The 16,396-nt window shown below is 38.7% G+C and carries 17 protein-coding genes; 15 read left to right on the top strand and 2 right to left on the bottom strand.

From position 1 onward, the window contains the following. Positions 1-6: 6 nt before the first annotated feature. The 3 genes from filD to filF are packed head-to-tail and all read left to right on the top strand — an operon-like array spanning position 7 to position 4,850. Positions 7-1,674, top strand: a complete 1,668-nt coding sequence (filD, locus tag AC1M84_RS13105) for a putative pilus system OmpP1/FadL family transporter FilD (protein WP_180028732.1) — start codon at positions 7-9, stop codon at positions 1,672-1,674. Further along, positions 1,674-2,930, top strand: coding sequence for a putative pilus assembly protein FilE (gene filE, locus AC1M84_RS13100; RefSeq protein WP_481595145.1), 1,257 nt, complete (start codon positions 1,674-1,676; stop codon positions 2,928-2,930). Before filD ends, filE begins: the two co-directional genes overlap by 1 nt. Before the next feature lie 12 nt (positions 2,931-2,942). Beyond that, positions 2,943-4,850 carry a putative pilus system protein FilF gene (filF, locus tag AC1M84_RS13095; protein ID WP_481595144.1) on the top strand — a complete coding sequence of 636 codons (1,908 nt, stop codon included), beginning with the start codon at positions 2,943-2,945 and terminating at the stop codon, positions 4,848-4,850. Between the two features lie 35 nt (positions 4,851-4,885). On the opposite strand, the gene AC1M84_RS13090 is transcribed toward filF, so the two are convergent. Further along, positions 4,886-5,434 carry an NUDIX hydrolase gene (locus AC1M84_RS13090; RefSeq protein WP_035268253.1) on the bottom strand — a complete coding sequence of 183 codons (549 nt, stop codon included), beginning with the start codon at positions 5,432-5,434 and terminating at the stop codon, positions 4,886-4,888. Positions 5,435-5,564: 130 nt separating this feature from the next. Between AC1M84_RS13090 and AC1M84_RS13085 the strand changes: the two genes are divergently transcribed. The 9 genes from AC1M84_RS13085 (at position 5,565) to AC1M84_RS13045 (ending at position 13,853) form a co-directional block, all read left to right on the top strand. After that, complete coding sequence (locus tag AC1M84_RS13085) at positions 5,565-6,179, top strand: CoA pyrophosphatase (protein WP_035268255.1); 615 nt, start codon at positions 5,565-5,567, stop codon at positions 6,177-6,179. Positions 6,180-6,206: 27 nt separating this feature from the next. Further along, entirely contained in the window at positions 6,207-6,737 is a 531-nt protein-coding gene (locus tag AC1M84_RS13080; protein ID WP_035268256.1) for a gamma carbonic anhydrase family protein, read from the top strand. A 122-nt stretch (positions 6,738-6,859) separates the two neighbouring features. Then, a complete protein-coding gene (tsaB, locus tag AC1M84_RS13075; protein ID WP_092768604.1) occupies positions 6,860-7,525 on the top strand; it encodes a tRNA (adenosine(37)-N6)-threonylcarbamoyltransferase complex dimerization subunit type 1 TsaB in 666 nt (221 codons plus the stop codon). 12 nt (positions 7,526-7,537) lie between these two features. After that, positions 7,538-8,362 (top strand): undecaprenyl-diphosphate phosphatase, encoded by an 825-nt coding sequence (locus AC1M84_RS13070; protein WP_035268259.1) that lies wholly within the window; start codon positions 7,538-7,540, stop codon positions 8,360-8,362. Further along, complete coding sequence (locus tag AC1M84_RS13065) at positions 8,356-9,174, top strand: class I SAM-dependent methyltransferase (protein WP_481595143.1); 819 nt, start codon at positions 8,356-8,358, stop codon at positions 9,172-9,174. The genes AC1M84_RS13070 and AC1M84_RS13065 overlap by 7 nt, the downstream gene beginning before the upstream one ends. A gap of 118 nt (positions 9,175-9,292) precedes the next feature. After that, on the top strand, positions 9,293-10,717 hold the full coding sequence (locus AC1M84_RS13060; RefSeq protein WP_035268271.1) for a C13 family peptidase: 1,425 nt from the start codon (positions 9,293-9,295) through the stop codon (positions 10,715-10,717). Between the two features lie 32 nt (positions 10,718-10,749). Continuing rightward, a complete protein-coding gene (gene fghA / locus AC1M84_RS13055) occupies positions 10,750-11,586 on the top strand; it encodes an S-formylglutathione hydrolase (protein WP_481595142.1) in 837 nt (278 codons plus the stop codon). Between the two features lie 219 nt (positions 11,587-11,805). Next, on the top strand, positions 11,806-12,816 hold the full coding sequence (locus tag AC1M84_RS13050) for a YjgN family protein (RefSeq protein ID WP_481595149.1): 1,011 nt from the start codon (positions 11,806-11,808) through the stop codon (positions 12,814-12,816). 11 nt (positions 12,817-12,827) lie between these two features. Beyond that, positions 12,828-13,853 (top strand): M48 family metallopeptidase, encoded by a 1,026-nt coding sequence (locus AC1M84_RS13045; protein ID WP_481588035.1) that lies wholly within the window; start codon positions 12,828-12,830, stop codon positions 13,851-13,853. Positions 13,854-13,882: 29 nt separating this feature from the next. On the opposite strand, the gene AC1M84_RS13040 is transcribed toward AC1M84_RS13045, so the two are convergent. Then, positions 13,883-14,173, bottom strand: a complete 291-nt coding sequence (locus AC1M84_RS13040; RefSeq protein WP_481594038.1) for a DUF2218 domain-containing protein — start codon at positions 14,171-14,173, stop codon at positions 13,883-13,885. A gap of 229 nt (positions 14,174-14,402) precedes the next feature. Here AC1M84_RS13040 and rpe point away from each other — a divergent pair, with 229 nt between their 5' ends. From rpe to sugE, 3 genes are all read left to right on the top strand, one after another. Beyond that, positions 14,403-15,089, top strand: coding sequence for a ribulose-phosphate 3-epimerase (rpe, locus tag AC1M84_RS13035; protein WP_481594039.1), 687 nt, complete (start codon positions 14,403-14,405; stop codon positions 15,087-15,089). Between the two features lie 614 nt (positions 15,090-15,703). Beyond that, on the top strand, positions 15,704-16,021 hold the full coding sequence (locus tag AC1M84_RS13030) for a DMT family transporter (protein WP_092768625.1): 318 nt from the start codon (positions 15,704-15,706) through the stop codon (positions 16,019-16,021). A 53-nt stretch (positions 16,022-16,074) separates the two neighbouring features. After that, on the top strand, positions 16,075-16,392 hold the full coding sequence (gene sugE, locus AC1M84_RS13025) for a quaternary ammonium compound efflux SMR transporter SugE (protein WP_180000188.1): 318 nt from the start codon (positions 16,075-16,077) through the stop codon (positions 16,390-16,392). The last annotated feature ends 4 nt before the right edge of the window (positions 16,393-16,396 follow it).

The following is a 16,396-nucleotide window of genomic DNA, read 5'->3' as shown; positions in this document are numbered from 1 at the left end:
TCGGAAATGAGTCAATTCCGTTTGCATCCTTTAGTTACAGCAATTGTTCTGAGTGGATGTAGTACGCAAGTCTTTGCACACCTTGGGCAGAATTTATCTGTAGATGTACGCTCATTATCAATGGGTAATGCTGTCACTGCAGATCCACCCGGGATTAGTGCAATTCACTTTAACCCTGCGGGTTTAACCAAACTCAAAGGGTTACAAACCGACGTTCAAGGCTTAGTTGCTAATTTTGATATTCAGCGTGAATTTTCCGCGCCATCAGGTTATGACGTCTTTGGATATTCTGATGATCCATTAATCTGTAATGATGCGCTTGATAATCCATCAAACCTCTGTACTGATTTTAAGGATTCTGTGAGAGGTGATGTCGAGTACGCATCCTTATATATTCCTGTATTGAAAAAAATGGTGGATTTAGGAGAAGGATGGCCAGTAGCAGCTCCAACTGGAGGGATCTCCTACAATCCACCAGGATCTAAGTTTACTTTCGCTACTGCAGTTTATGCACCTCTGGTTGCAGGTTTCGGTGCAGAAGATGGTAATCCGGGTAACTTCATGGGGCAGCAAGTTGCCATGGAGCGTATTACATATTTATCGCCATCGATTGCTTATCAAGTAAATGATGAACTTTCGATTGGTGCTTCAGTGGGAATGTCTTATCAAGCCATTGCCATGAAAACAGATTTGCGATTTCCAAATGAAATGATAGGTCTTCTTAGGATGGTGGATGAGTCTGTCTGTGCCCCTTTCCGTGGAGGAAATGACAATATTGTCACGAATATTTTGCTATTCGGCTTATGTAATACCAATGAGGGCATGAATCCATTTTCAACCTTTGGAAAGATCAATGTTGAACTGGAGCAGAGTTTATCTCCAAGCTACAACCTAGGTGTCTTGTGGGAACCTACTGAAGAGTTTGGTTTGGGGCTGGTTTACCAAAGCGGTGCTAAAATGCGCTTAAAGGGTAAATATATTGTAGAAAATGGAAACGCATCCCGAGAATTAATCAAAGGACTAAACTCCTCACCTACGGGGCAAGTTTTGGCAACAATACTTGGTTTTCCGAACTATGTACCTGCGATTGAAACTGGTCTAATGTCTATGGATTTAGAATATCCAGCACATTTCCAAGCAGGGATTAAGTACAAAGTATTCCCGGACTTACAGGTAAATTTCGATGTGGGATGGACTGACTATGCGGCTTGGGATAAGTTTAAATTTGAGTTCGATCGTCAAATTTCTGCTCTGAAAATTGCAAAACTGTTATCTAATGATGTAACAGACTCATCTTTATCTCTGCCTCTAGGTTTTCAATCTCCATGGAGTTGGGGCGTTGGCGTTGAATATTCTGCCAATGACCGTTTGAAATTCCGTGCTGGTTATGAACCTAGAACAAGTGCGATCCCAGATGGAAAGCGGAATACAATGGTACCGATCAATAATGCACAATTGTTTGGATTGGGTATTGGTTACCGTTTTGATGAAGATACAGATATTGATTTATCAGTCGGGTTCCTTCGTAGCCGCGATAGAATTCCAGCGGGATCAAGTAGCCTAGCCAATCTAGACGCCGTGGATAATTTATTACTTAATCCATATGCTGGCTTAAATGTATCGACGAATACCAAAGTTACGATTTTAGGTATAAATTATAGAACGAGATGGTAATGGACTTAAATCTTGAGCAATTTAAACAAATAAAGACAAGAGTAAGCCAGTCTCTCGGTTGTGTCTTATGCGCAGGTTCTTTTTTAATATGTCCTACATTGAATGCCCAAGACTTTTACACAATTATAGGTCCAGATGGTAGACCGATTGTCATCGAAAGATTTGCATCTAGTGCTCAAAAAAACGAATCTATTAAAAATCGAAAATCAATTCAAAGAGAAAATGTTCAGCCAAAAATCATTCAAAAAAAACCAGCAGATGAGCCTAAAAAAATACAGGTTGAAATCGCTCAGCCAAGTATTAAAGCTCCTACAGCGAGCAAATCAGTTGGGCGCAGTCAAAATGACAATGTTGAACAATCAACAGTGAGTGTTGAAAAAAAGACTCAAGATCAAATGACGAAAATTGATCTTGCACAGACTAAAGTCAATACGAAACATGAGCAGTCATTAACAAAAAATAAATCTACACACGATCAAAATTCTAAAGAAAGCGTTCAACGTGTTGAGCAGATTTCAGATAGCAAAAACGCAGGTGGTTCACTGAAAGCTGAAACAGGAAGTCCTGTAACTGTAATTGATGGTGTTGAATACATTGATCATGAATATCTTGAAGATCGTGAGTTTAATCTGGAAGGAAGAAAACGGTTTTATGTAGTTCCTGATACGCAGGGTGTAGGTGCAGCTCGTTTTGAAACAATTGAGCGACAAAAAGGGATTACCAAAGCCGTTTTATCTCAGTTCCTACAGCCGACAGAGCCTACAGCGAAAGAAGCAATGGCTTTATCGAGTACGTACATGCGTATTGAAGCAAAAGATCTTGCAGAATCTTTGGAACATACATGTTTTCAAGATAAAAAAATTCAGAAAGCTAAGCGTTTGAAGGGTGCTCAAGGTGAAATTGGTTTATGGCCAGTTGCGCCATTGAAAGAACGTTTTGCTTACGAGGTGGTGGAGTTAGATGAATCAATTGATCAGATTCAAATTCAATCATTTGCTTCATCTCAAAATAACCCAACTTTTTATTGGCCGATTGCAGTATTTTTGGATCAGCAAGGTTGCATTTTAGAGGGAGCGACTGGTTTTAAAAGTACAGATACTCAAGCCAACGTCACGACATACTCTGCACTCGAAGGTATATTAAAAAAACCACCTCAAACACGATATTTATTACTCACCCCTTTAGTCGAATCAATTGATATTCAAAATCAAAAACTCGTGAATACTGGTCAGCTAAAGCTTAAGGCCATCAAATAAAAGAGAACTAGAATGAAAAAGTCTAATATTATCCCATTCACGTTTTCCACGCTTTTTTTAGCACTGACTGGATGTGGTGGAGAGAGTGCTAAAATAAATGAAGATCCTAACCGTGGTTCCGTTACAACCTCTAATGGTTGTTTAACCTCAAATGATGCTAATTGTCTTGGATTTGTCTTGGACTATCCTGTAGAGGGACTAAAGTTCGATTGTAGTACTGACAAACTGAATCACTATCGAACTGAACTCGATCCTAATGTTGCAACTGGTTCATGCCAAGTGGGAGACAAAGTTACATTTTATATTCAGGGTGAAGCCAGTGCTCGAAAAATTGAGTTAGGGACGGTCGATCTAGGTTCAATTGTGCCTAAGAAAATGAGCGATGTTTATATTCAGATTGGTGTACAAGATATGGCTCAAGGGCTAACTGGTAAGCCAATTGAAAATTTTAATATGTCCGATCCTACCTATAACGCAATGGTCGGAATTATACGAATTTTGCAAACATTAGGTGTAGATCAAATCAGTAATGTACCTGGTGATATACAGCAAGTTGTGCTGTCAAAAGACAATTTGGATGGTCTTCAAGTGATCAGCCAAAATATAACGGCCAATGAGTTCAACAATGGCAGTTATGTTCAGATCCTGAAACCATGGTTAGATGTCGATAAGGTATCAATTGATGATGCGGAAAAAGTAGCACAACAGATCATCAGAATGAGAAGTGTGGGTATTTATCAGGCCAATCACTTACTCTTTATTGGACAAAATACTAATTTCGCAGGGTTTCACGGCTCAAGCCTAAACAATAATCAAGCAATTGCTGATATGAGCGTAATTACTACGCGCGAAGGTTATGCGAGTGGTTATCTCTCACAGTGGAGAGGGAAACCAATTGTTACGGGTAGTAATACTTCAGAAGAGTTAGCACGAGTATTATTAATCAATCAAGTACCACCTGAAAAATTAGATGTCGTTTCTAATTCAAAAGATTGGTTGAATAATATCTCACAAAAAATACAAAAACCTTTAGTTTTTAAAAGTATTGAATCTTCAAATGATAAATTAGAAATCTATAAAGGAACTCTGTTTGGTCAATCCATTATTCCTGGTAATCAGTATGCTTATCAAGGATTCTTAGGCAGCAAGGATACACCTACAAGCACTGAGGTATATGGGGAGTGGCATCAAGATGTCAATTCTGAGCGCTATACAGGTAAGCTTGATATTCTAAAATACAGTCCAGTGAGCTATTTAGATCGTAAAGTGTTCAAAACACGTAAAAATGTTGAAGCTGGGGATCAAATTATTTTCCCATTATACGCAGATTTAGTGTTTAACTTTAATGATAAAACGATTCCATCACAAACAGTGAGTATCGTCATTGATGAAAATGGAGATATACGAACCAATCGTACTGCATCGAGTTTAAAATCTACCACTTGTCCAAGCATTAAGAATACTTCAACCATGACCGATGAATTGGATGTTCAACAATTCATTATTGGTACGACAGGCACAACATATTCAACTGCAAATGATAAATCTCTGACAATACGTATGATTCTAGCGAATCCAATTTTTGGGAACCTAAATGGGGTCAGAGCTGGACTAAATAACAGACCAGACTTTGGAGTCGATTCTAATAGTGAACTTGTGTCATCTGGAGGTGTACGTTTAAATTTACAAAACTTAATCGTAAATAATGACATAAGAGCGGGTATTAATATCACGAGTTGGGATACTAAGGGCTCTACAGCCGCAGCTGAATGGGTGAATACGCATGCGACATACCAACACACGTACAATTCGATTCCAGAGAATAAACCAACGACTGAACAACTTAATCTAGCAAAGCTTAGAACAGGAACAATTGAAATTGCTTTAACACCTTGTTATCAAATAGGTCGAAAAGCTTAACCAAAAAAACTCCATCTTATGAGATGGAGTTTTTTTTAACCTGTTTGATCAAGTCGAGTACCTAAGGTCTCTAAGTGTGTAGGAAAATGATTCGATTTTCGGTCTTCAAAATAATGACGAAGCGTTCGTTCAACACTTGGGAAAGCTAAACTATCCCATGGAATCTCGTGTTCTTCAAATAAACGACTTTCGATGGTTTCTTCACCAGCTCCAAATTTACCTTCAACAAGGTGAGATTTAAATAATACGTAAATTTGACCAATACGAGGGATATTGTACATACAGTACAATTGCTCAATTTCCACTTCAGCTTCAGCTTCTTCACGAGTTTCACGAGCTGCACCTTGCTCCATTGTCTCGAAGAGTTCCATATATCCTGCTGGTAGCGTCCAAAGACCATAGCGCGGTTCAATCGCTCTACGACATAAGAGTACTTTATCTTCCCAAATCGCTAAGGCTCCACAAATGACCTTCGGATTCACATAGTGAATGGTCTTACAATGCGTACAGACTTGGCGTACTTTATGATCACCTAAAGGAATCTGTTCGGTCGTCGGTTGCCCACAGGCCGTGCAAAAAGGCATATGCTGTCAAGTAAAAATGAGATGATTCAGCATACCCCAAAAAAATAACTTTCGCATCATTTATAGCCTTATGCACAAAATTTCATATATGATGGGATGAGAATAAAAAAGAGAGATCGAGCTATTCAAGATGATGGATCATTCATTAACATTGCAACTGCAACAACACCTTAGGTTTTCTAAACGCATTCAAAAAGCTGATGCTGCAGTATTACTTGCAATCACCAATGAAGATGATCCTAAAATTCTGCTGACGCGTCGCTCTATTTATATGAATAATCATGCGGGTGAAGTGTCATTCCCAGGAGGAAAAAGAGATCCGAACGACACCAGTAATATTGTTGTTGCACTCCGAGAAGCATGGGAAGAAACGGCTTTGAATCCGTTCGATGTAAAGTTGCTAGGTGATCTGCCTTCAGAGCGCTCAAAAGCGGGTGTTTTAGTAAAACCTGTTGTTGGATTGATACCGCCTAATGTGAAGCTTGTCCCACAACCTACAGAAATAGATCGTATTTTTTTTGCTTCAATACGCGAAATGATGGATGCTCGCCCAACACCTTATGAAGTTCGATTGGCTAAGCAATCAATCTATTTTCCAAGTTTAAGAGTTGAGAATGAGGTGATATGGGGTCTTACAGCAAGGATCCTGATTTCGTTGTTTCAGTATGGCTTAAATTATAAAAAAAACTGGCCCTTTTTGCTCAATTCCCCAAGTTTTAAATCTTCAATTTTCAAACAACATTAAAATATTAAATGCATAGGATTGCTGCATATGATGTACAAATTTCAAGACAAAACCCCTTCAACGACGATTCAACCATGGAATGGATGGATTGCAGAAAATGCCACTGTGATTGGCGATGTTGAACTTGGACAAGAGGTGAGTGTTTGGTTTGGTGCGGTAATACGCGGGGATAACTGCAAAATTCGTATTGGTGATTTCAGTAATATTCAAGAAAATGCCGTCTTACACACTGATCCCGGCATTGAATTGAATGTTGGGCAATATGTCACCATTGGTCATCAAGCAATGTTACATGGTTGTACGATTGGAGATAATAGTTTGATTGGTATCAACGCCGTCATATTAAATAATGCTGTAATCGGTAAAAATTGCATTATTGGCGCGAATGCGTTGATTCCAGAAGGTAAAATCATCCCAGATAATTCATTGGTGATGGGCTCTCCTGGCAAAGTAATTAAAACATTAGATGAGTTTGCAGAAGCTAAACTCAAAATGAGTGCGATGCATTATGCGCATCATTTCAAAAATTTCACTCAGCTTGAAAAATTTGAATTTTAAATATAAGTGTTGATATTCATACCAGCGTTCAATAATCACTAAATCTGAACAGATCTGCTCTCGCAGGAATAATTCGAGTGGAGTATGATTAGCACCATTTTTAACGATTTATAGGGGCATGCATGAAATTGCTTGCATTAGAAACTGCCAATGAGCAGTGCTCAGTTTCGTTAATTGATGAGAATCAAGTACTTTTTTATAAACTAGATGATCGTGCAAAAGCGCAGACCCAATCTATCCTCCCAATGATTGAAGCAGCTTTTCAGCAAGCTGAAGTACACGTTTCAGATTTGGATGCGATCGCTTTTAGTCGTGGTCCTGGCTCATTCAGCGGTGTGCGTATTAATGCAGCAGTCACTCAGGCACTTGCATGGTCACATGACGTGCCTGTGATTCCTGTTTCATCCCTTCAAGCTCTGGCACAGGCTGCTTATCGAATGTATCAACTGACAGAAGTTACGGCTGTACTTGATGCAAGAATGAGTGAGGTCTACATCGCAAGTTTTCAGTTAAATGCTCAAGGTTTAATGCAGTTGGTGGATGAAGAGCAATTATTAAATTATGAAAATGCTGCAGCCTATCAAAAGTTTCAAATGATTGGTTCGGGAACAAAATGTATTCATCCCGAATTAAATGATTATTCAAATGTCCAAGCAACTGCTGAGGATATAGCGACGATTGCACGTGAACATGCTTTAAAAAAACACTGGCTCAGTGCCGATCTCGCACTACCCGTTTATTTACGTGACAATGCGTGGAAAAAAATTCCAGAACAAGGCAAAGCATAATTAGGAATTTCTATGGATCTTTTACTGCTGCTTAAAGCGGCAATTATGGGTATCGTTGAAGGTATTACTGAGTTTTTACCCATTTCTAGTACAGGCCATTTAATTTTAGCCGCTGAACTCATGAATTTCTGGACCAAGGAAAAAAGTGATGTCTTTGTGATTGCCATTCAAATGGGGGCAATCGCAGCGGTTATTTATGAATATTGGTCGCGCTTATGGGGTGCTGCAACGGGTATGGTCACTGGCGAAGCACAAGGTAGAAGACTCGGATTTGGTTTAATCTTGGCTTCAATCCCAATTGTTGCAATAGGTTTGACCTTTGGGCAAACAGTAAAAGAGCTATTATTTAATAACTACGCGATTGCAATTGGCCTGATTGTGGGTGGTTTAATTATCATTTGGGTAGAAAAAAATCCCCCAAGAATACGTGTCAAAGAAGTTGAAGAGCTCAGTTATAAAGATGCAATTTGGATTGGTTTAATTCAAGTGCTCTCTTTGATCCCAGGTACATCACGTTCTGGTGCTACGATCATCGGGGCAATGTTTTTAGGCGTTTCCCGCAAAGCAGCGACCGAATTTTCATTCTTTCTTGGAATTCCAGTCATTATTGGTGCTGGATTATTAGATTTATATCAAAGCTATGATGTGTTCCAGACTGCTGAAGATTGGGCAGTGTTGACAACTGGGTTGATTGTTTCATTTGTCTCAGCTTTATTACTCATTCGAGCTTTGGTTGCCTATGTCGCAAAACGTGATTTTATGATTTTTGCTTGGTATCGAATTGCTTCAGGTTTAGTGATCCTTCTCTTTGCATTTACAGGTTGGAAATTATGGTAAGCGAAATACGCTTATTTGCTGAACGAGATTTTCTTGAGAAAGCACAGCATTTTAATGCTGTGCTTTCTTCTCGTGGGGTGCAGTCAACAATCGAAGAGGTTGAAAAATTGAATGCTCGATTTTTCAGACATCATCCTGAACTTGCGCTTTGTGTTGATCAAGATGGGTTGTGGCTGTGCGCACAGGGCATGCGTATGCAACCTGATTGGAAAGCCGAAGTCGGTCGCTTAAAACGTGCTAGCTTGAAATCTGAAATGATTGCAAGGGCATGCCAGTTATCTGAAAAACCCCAGCTCATTGATGCCACCGCAGGGCTTGGACATGACAGTTTATTGATGGCACATTTAGGGGCAAATGTTACATTAGTTGAACGACATCCAATTTTATATACTTTGTTAGAATCTACTCATCAACAAGCGAGTCTTGACCCATTTTTAAAGAGTGTTGTTGCGCGTATTCAGCTGGTTTTTTCAGATTCCGCTGATTATCTTAAGCAATGTGCGAACCAATTCGTCAATGCCGATGTGGTGTATTTAGATCCAATGTTTCCACAGCGCGACCAAAATCAAAATGCCATTAAAAAACAAGCGCAAGTTAAAAAACAAATGCAGCTGTTACATCTTCTGTTACCAGAAGATGGAGAGATGGATTTAGGTGATGAATTATTGGCATTGGCTCAAAGCGTTGCTAAGCGAGTTATTGTAAAGCGACCAAGGCATGCTGTTTATCTCAATGCACAAAAACCTGATCATCAATGGTTAGGTGATGCATGTCGATTTGATGCCTATTTTCAAACGATTGTTTCTGAGTAGTTTGGTAAATGACTCAAAAATAATCGAAAAATTGTTATATAGTTAAAAGTAGCATTGATAATTATTTAACCGAGCATAAACTTAAAAAAGCTGATCCAAGCACCTACACAGTAATCTTATGATAGACCTTAAACCTTCAATTAACTTTTGGCATGATTTAAAAAGTAACCAGCTTGCAGGGATTTGGTTATTTTTAGGTTCAAGGAAATCACTACAGATTGTAAGGCCATCAATTCTTCAACTTATTTTTTGGGGAATTCTTGGAGGTTCAGCGAGCTCTTTATTTAGCTGGTTGTTATCGAGTGGTGCTGGAGAATTTAACTCTCAAGGATTAGTGAGTTATGCGCTCTGGCCATTTATTGCTTTAATTGTTGGGATTTTCCTTTCACAGCGCACTAATAATCCACGTTTGATGTTGGTGCCAGCATTACTTTGGTTAGTACTAGACACACATATTGTGTTGATTCAGTGTCTTATCCAATATTATTTTAATAACTTTGACTATCAACCCAATTTCCTTGTTGATCATTTGCAGCACATATTTTCTTTATTGTTTGTTTGGCAAAGCTTAGCTGTTGTTTGGGTTTTTTCGCGTGAATTAAAATGGCCTTGGTGGGAGCGACTGCTCATCATGATCGCCACGTTTTTTACACTTTTTGTGTGGCAGATTTCGTCACAAAGTCAACCAATTTGGAAGGTAGATGAGGCGCCTCCAAGTATTTCAGAACAATCATTTTACGCGCAAAGCAGATTATTAAATCAGGCGCTTGAACAGATCCAATTTGGAGAGTTCGCGAACTCGCATTGGTATTTTATGGGCGTAGCTGGTGCAAGTTATCAAGATGTATTCAAATTGGAAATTCAAAGATTTAAAGATCAATTTGACACGCGTTTCGGAACCTTTGGTCGTTCAATTGCGTTAATTAATAATCCTGCAACTCGCGAAGAATATCCAATTGCGTCAAAGACCAGTATTGATTTGGCATTGCAACGTATTGGCGCTCAGATGAATCGTGAAAGTGATGTCCTGTTTCTTTATATGACTTCCCATGGATTGAGTAACCAATTTCAAATGGAAAATACGCCAATTGATTTGGAAGACATAGATCCAAAATGGTTGCGCCAAACGCTTGATAAATCAGGGATCAGATGGAGAGTCATTGTGATTTCATCATGTTTCTCTGGTAGTTTTATTCCAGCGTTGCAATCACCAGATACATTAGTCATTACTGCAGCTGCAGCAGATCGAGAGTCTTTTGGTTGTTCAAATGATGCAGACTCGACTTATTTTGGACGTGCTTTCTTTGATTTAGCGATGCGTGAAAAAAATAGCTTACGTGAAGCCTTTGAAGATGCATCAGTCAATATTGCGCATTGGGAAAATGCACAAGGGTTTATGCCATCAGAGCCACAATGGGTCATTGGTAAGAATATGGAAATTATGTTGCCGCAACTTGAAAAGAGATTATTTCCTCAGGTTGGATTATCAACCGTAAGTAGTGAACACCAGAGTGATAGTGCTCAGTTTACGAATATGCGATGATGTTTTAAAAATTAAATGTGTGAGGCAGTGCAATGGAATTGGTTCAAAAGAATAAATGTTTTGATGGTGAACAACGTGTTTATCAGATCAATTCAAAGTTTTTGAAAAATCCGACTAAATTTTCTGTATTTTTACCTTCACAGGCACTCGAAGGTCAAAAATGTATTGCGTTGTACTATCTTGCAGGTTTGACTTGTACTGAAGAAACTTTTGTCATCAAAGCACACGCACAACGTTTAGCTGCACAATTGGGAATTATATTGATTGCTCCAGATACATCACCTCGTGGTGACGACGTGGCGGTCGGGGATTCTTGGGATATAGGGCAAGGGGCTGGATTTTATTTAAACGCAACTCAAGCACCTTGGGCTGAGCATTATCAGATGGAGTCGTATCTTATACAGGAGCTGTATTCTCTAGTTCTTACATCGTTTCCTGTACAGGATGAGGGGATTGGTATTTTTGGTCACAGCATGGGAGGACACGGTGCACTCACGCTTGCTTGGAAGTATCCAGACTTATTTAAGTCAGTCTCAGCATTTGCACCGATTTGTGCACCATCAATTTGTCCATGGGGTGAAAAGGCATTTTCAGCTTACCTCGGAGAAGATCGTGAGTTATGGAAAGCACATGATGCGAATGAGCTCGTGAAAGCAAAGGGTGCTCTATATCACGAAATTTTAATTGATCAGGGGGTTGCAGATCAGTTTTATGCTCAACTTAATCCAGCACTATTTGCTGAATCATGTAAAACCGTAGGTCAAAAGCTCACATTGCGTGAGCACGAGGCTTATGATCACGGATACTTCTTTATCCAAAGTTTTATTGATGATCATCTGCAATTCCATGCTTTACAATTGCAAAATTAATCTGATTTGAATTTTAAGATATTCATACTTAAGTTCGTTATAATGTGTGCGATATCACATTTAAACCATGTTGAATGATGACATCTCTCGGGATGTCATTTTTTATAATCAGAGAAAATAATAATGAATTCATCAGAACACTCCGCTGAACAAGCACCCTTACCATTGATCAACGATCCATTTCCATTATCTGATGCAGATGAAAATCGACCGATTTATATGGGGAAAGTATTTAAATTTAAATTTCATGGCAATGCGATGGAGTACTTTGGCATATGGATCGTCAATATTTTATTGACGATTGCGACATTGAGCCTATATGCGCCATGGGCGAAAGTACGTCGTTTAAGATATTTTTATAACAATACCGAATTTTTTCATCGCTTTTTTGATTTTACTGGTTTACCGACTAAAATTTTGATTGGTCGACTGATAGCCATTGGCATTTGGGCAATATTTGCGATTGCCTCATATATGGATATGACGATAGCAGCATTTGGTGGACTGATTATTTATATTGCTCTTCCATGGTTGGTTCGTGCCACAATTCGATTTAATGCGCGCAACAGTAAATTTGGGAACAGCCGTTTTTATTTTTCTGGCACGAATAAAGAAGCCTATAAACAATTTTTACTTGCGCTTGCTATCACCATTTTTACATTAGGTATATTTAGCCCTGTCGCAATTTGGATTTATAAAAAATATACGCTTAATCATTTGTACGTTGGACAACTCAAATTTCAATTAAACAATGACTGGCCTAGTTATATGCGAGCAGTATATGTTCCCATGATTCTCTTTGTATTGATTCTTATGCTCATCGGATTTGGTGGTTCGACATTATCAATACTCAGTGGTCATGGAATGGATATGATGCTGATGATGATCTTTGCCGTTTATGTGATTGGAATGTTGTTTATTGGTCCGTTAATACAGGCACGAATTTTTATTACTACGTGGAATAGCACAACACTCAACAGCAGTCAGTTTAAGACCAGTTGTAATCAATGGCGCTATGCATGGATTGTTGCGAGTAATTGGATCGCTAGAATCTTAAGTTTAGGATTATTGTCAGCATGGGCTGCTATTCGCATTTATCGATACCAAGTTGAATCGATGAGCTTAGAATTAAATGATGATCCAAACCTGATGATGAATATTGCGCAAAGTGATCATAGTGCCATCGCGGAAGAAATTAGTGATATTTTTGATATTGATATTTCACTTTAGGAGTTAATTCAATGAATCAACCTCTCACAGTGACATATTATGATGGTGTTCTTTCTAAGCCTTTTACAGCACAGATTCGCCCTGCTAATCAAGACAGTATCGCTGTCAGTTATACAGATAAAGGCGAAGTGAAAACAGTCTACTATCATGCAGATGAAATGGTATTGCTTGGTAAAATTGGTCGACGTAATCCAGCTTTAGAGTTAACACATGACGCTAGGATTGAATTTCATGAGCGTCAGCTTCCTGAATGGTTGCCTGTTGAGCATAAAAATTTTCATCAAAAAGTATGGAAACTTGAACGTACACCATCGTTGATTATTTTTAGTGTTATTTTCGTGGTCGCACTTGGTTTCTCCGTCATTAAATGGGGAATACCGACGGCATCGCACATTGTTGCTTTCCAGCTGCCAGAAAATACGCTGAATCGTTTGGGTGGACAGGCAGAAGTTTATTTAGCCGAATACACTAAACCTTCTCAGTTATCACAGCAAAGACAGGATCGGATTCTCGCGGATTATCTGAAATATGTTGCTGAGGGTCGTCCCGCTCAGTTGAAATTTAGGGAAGGTACCTCGCTTGGAGCCAATGCACTCGCATTGCCAAACAATACAATTTATCTCACCGATGAATTAGTGAAGCTTGCCAAGAATGATCAGGAAATTATCGGCGTTTTGGCACATGAACAAGCACATTTATTAAAACGTCACAGCTTACAACAAGGTCTTTCGAGCCTAGGATTCAGCGTACTTTATATTGCTATCACTGGTGATGGATCGGATTTAATTGCGACTTTGCCAGTTGCCATGATTGGTGCAGGATATTCACGGAAGTTTGAGTTAGAATCAGATCAGTATGCGCTAGAACTCATGCATAAACATGAAATGGATACAGTGCATTTTGCAAACTTTTTAAAACGTATGAGTGATGATATGGGAGAAGACGAAGATCAATCAAAAATTCTTGATCTCTTTGCAAGTCATCCTGCCACTGAAGAACGAATTCGCCGTGTTACTGAATTTAAACAGCAACAATAATGAAAAGCCGACTTTATGTCGGTTTTTCTTTAACTTTCTCTAGACCATATAACTTGATAGTCAGCTTGAACCATGCGATTGATATGATCAAGCACGACATTTTCTAGTCGTATTAATTCTTCTAAAGATATTTCTTCTTTATTCACAATACTGACATGAAGTTGATCAGGTTGTATTGATAATTCAACTGTCACTTTTGGCATAAAAATTTGATATTGGTCATCGGTATTGGTGACATCAAATTTATGTTTCCAATGATTGCTTAATCGTTTAGCGATACGTAATGCTTCGGAGCTGTCTATCGTTGTGGTTGTTTTCATTATTTACCGTAATGCTTGAAATTTATTGTATCTTAACATTCATCTCACCATAAGGTTGTTCCGAATATGCAACATAGCTTTGCATAAGTCATATTCCGTCCTTGAATATTTTTTAATCAACGATTTGCATTTTGAGTTGAAATTTAAATAGCAGTAATTTCGAAGGAATGAATAAACGAAGTTTTGCTATAATCATCTTTTGAATTCTAATTTCCCGCCAGGTCCTGACATGTCCAAGCCATTCTTAATTGCTCCATCGATTTTATCTGCTGATTTCGCTCGCTTAGGTGAAGAAGTCGAAAATGTACTTGAAGCAGGTGCAGATGTGGTCCATTTCGATGTAATGGACAATCATTATGTACCAAATTTAACTTTTGGTGCTGGTGTATGTAAGGCACTTAAAAAATATGGTATTCAGGCTCCAATTGACGTTCATCTTATGGTGAAACCAGTCGATCGTATGATCGGAGATTTCTTAGAAGCGGGTGCAGATATCATCACTTTTCATCCAGAAGCATCAGACCATATCGACCGTTCATTGCAGCTGATTAAAGCTGGTGGTGCTAAAGCAGGTTTAGTTTTTAACCCTGCAACGCCTTTACATTACCTTGATTATGTACTGGATAAAGTGGATCAAGTCTTATTAATGAGCGTCAACCCTGGCTTTGGTGGACAAAAATTTATCCCAATAACGCTAGATAAACTTCGTGAAGCACGCAAAATTATTGATGCATCTGGTAAAGATATTCGCTTAGAAGTTGATGGTGGTGTTGGTCCAGCAAATATTCGTGAAATCGCTGAAGCTGGTGCTGATATGTTTGTGGCTGGTTCTGCCATTTTTGGAAAGCCAGATTATAAAGCTGTAATTGATGAAATGCGTGCAGAGTTGGCGAAAGTAGGTTCAATTAACGTTTGATCCGAAACATGTATAATACTACACACATCTGTGGATAAGTTTATGGATAACTTGGTGGATATCTGTGTTGATAACAGTCTGGATAATTTGATTAGATTATAATCATATTTAGTTCAATGGTTTGTTTATTAGACAATAAATGTATAAAAAGGACTCATTTGAGTCCTTTTTTACAAAAAATGGATCTTCTTATCCTTTCTGTTGAATTGTTTGGGGGAGAAATTTTCGTTGCTCATTATTTGGCTTATCTTCGTGAATAAGTCTTAAAAGAGCGAGATAAAAAATCAATTTAAATTTAAACATCCTAGACCAGTGATTTTCTATAGTGCAGTGAAGTGTTCTAATTTGGTGCGGATTTAGTCTTCCATCTGACAATAGCGATCGCGTTCGCAATGCAATAGCCTAAAAATGCAGAAATAATCTAGAAAAGCTAGTCCTATAATGACCTATTTTTTGTAGGTGTATTTTGGGTCAAAAATTGTAAAATTGCGCCTATTTTGTGCGTGTGTTGATATAATTCAACCATCATTTGGAGGAACGACCTCCCTCATTTCTCTGAGAAAAATCGTCAGGACGGCCTGACTCTTAAATTATTTTAATTGGGAGCAGGCATCATGGCTTGGTTTATTCTTATTCTCGCGGGTTTATTTGAGATCGTTTGGGCATATAGTATGAAAATGTCTGAAGGATTTACTAAATTCACACCGACTGCAATTACTCTATTTTTTATGGTTCTCAGTTTTGGGTTGTTGGCACATGCCATGAAAACATTACCTCTGGGAACTGCCTATACGATTTGGACGGGGATTGGTGCAGTAGGGTCTTTTTTAGTCGGCATTTTTATTCTGGGTGAGCCTGCGACAGCAATGCGGATGATTGCGGCTATTCTGATTATTTCAGGTTTAGTCATGATGAAATTAGCTTCAGCGTAAGATTTAAGGCAGCGTATCCATGCGCTGCTTTTTAAATTGAGAGAGGGTTTATTTTGGCTTGGTTAGTCTTGATTGTTGCAGGGTTGTTGGAGGTGGTCTGGGCCTATTTTATGAAAGTTTCAGATGGATTCACCAAATTGACACCCAGTATTTTGACGATCGTTTTCATGATCGCAAGTTTTGCTTTACTTTCCCATGCGATGAAAACTTTACCACTCGGGACAGCTTATACCGTATGGACAGGCATAGGCGCTGTAGGTTCGTTTGTGGTTGGGATTTTTATTCTTGGAGAACCTGCAAATGCAATGAGAATGATCGCTGCAGTATTGATTATTTCGGGTCTAGTCTTGATGAAGTTATCATCAACATAGTTAG

It is taken from the genome of Acinetobacter sp. 24-47-66 (assembly GCF_056779755.1).
The sequence above is the reverse complement of the archived record's forward strand: the minus strand, read 5'-3'. Positions and strand labels throughout refer to the sequence as shown.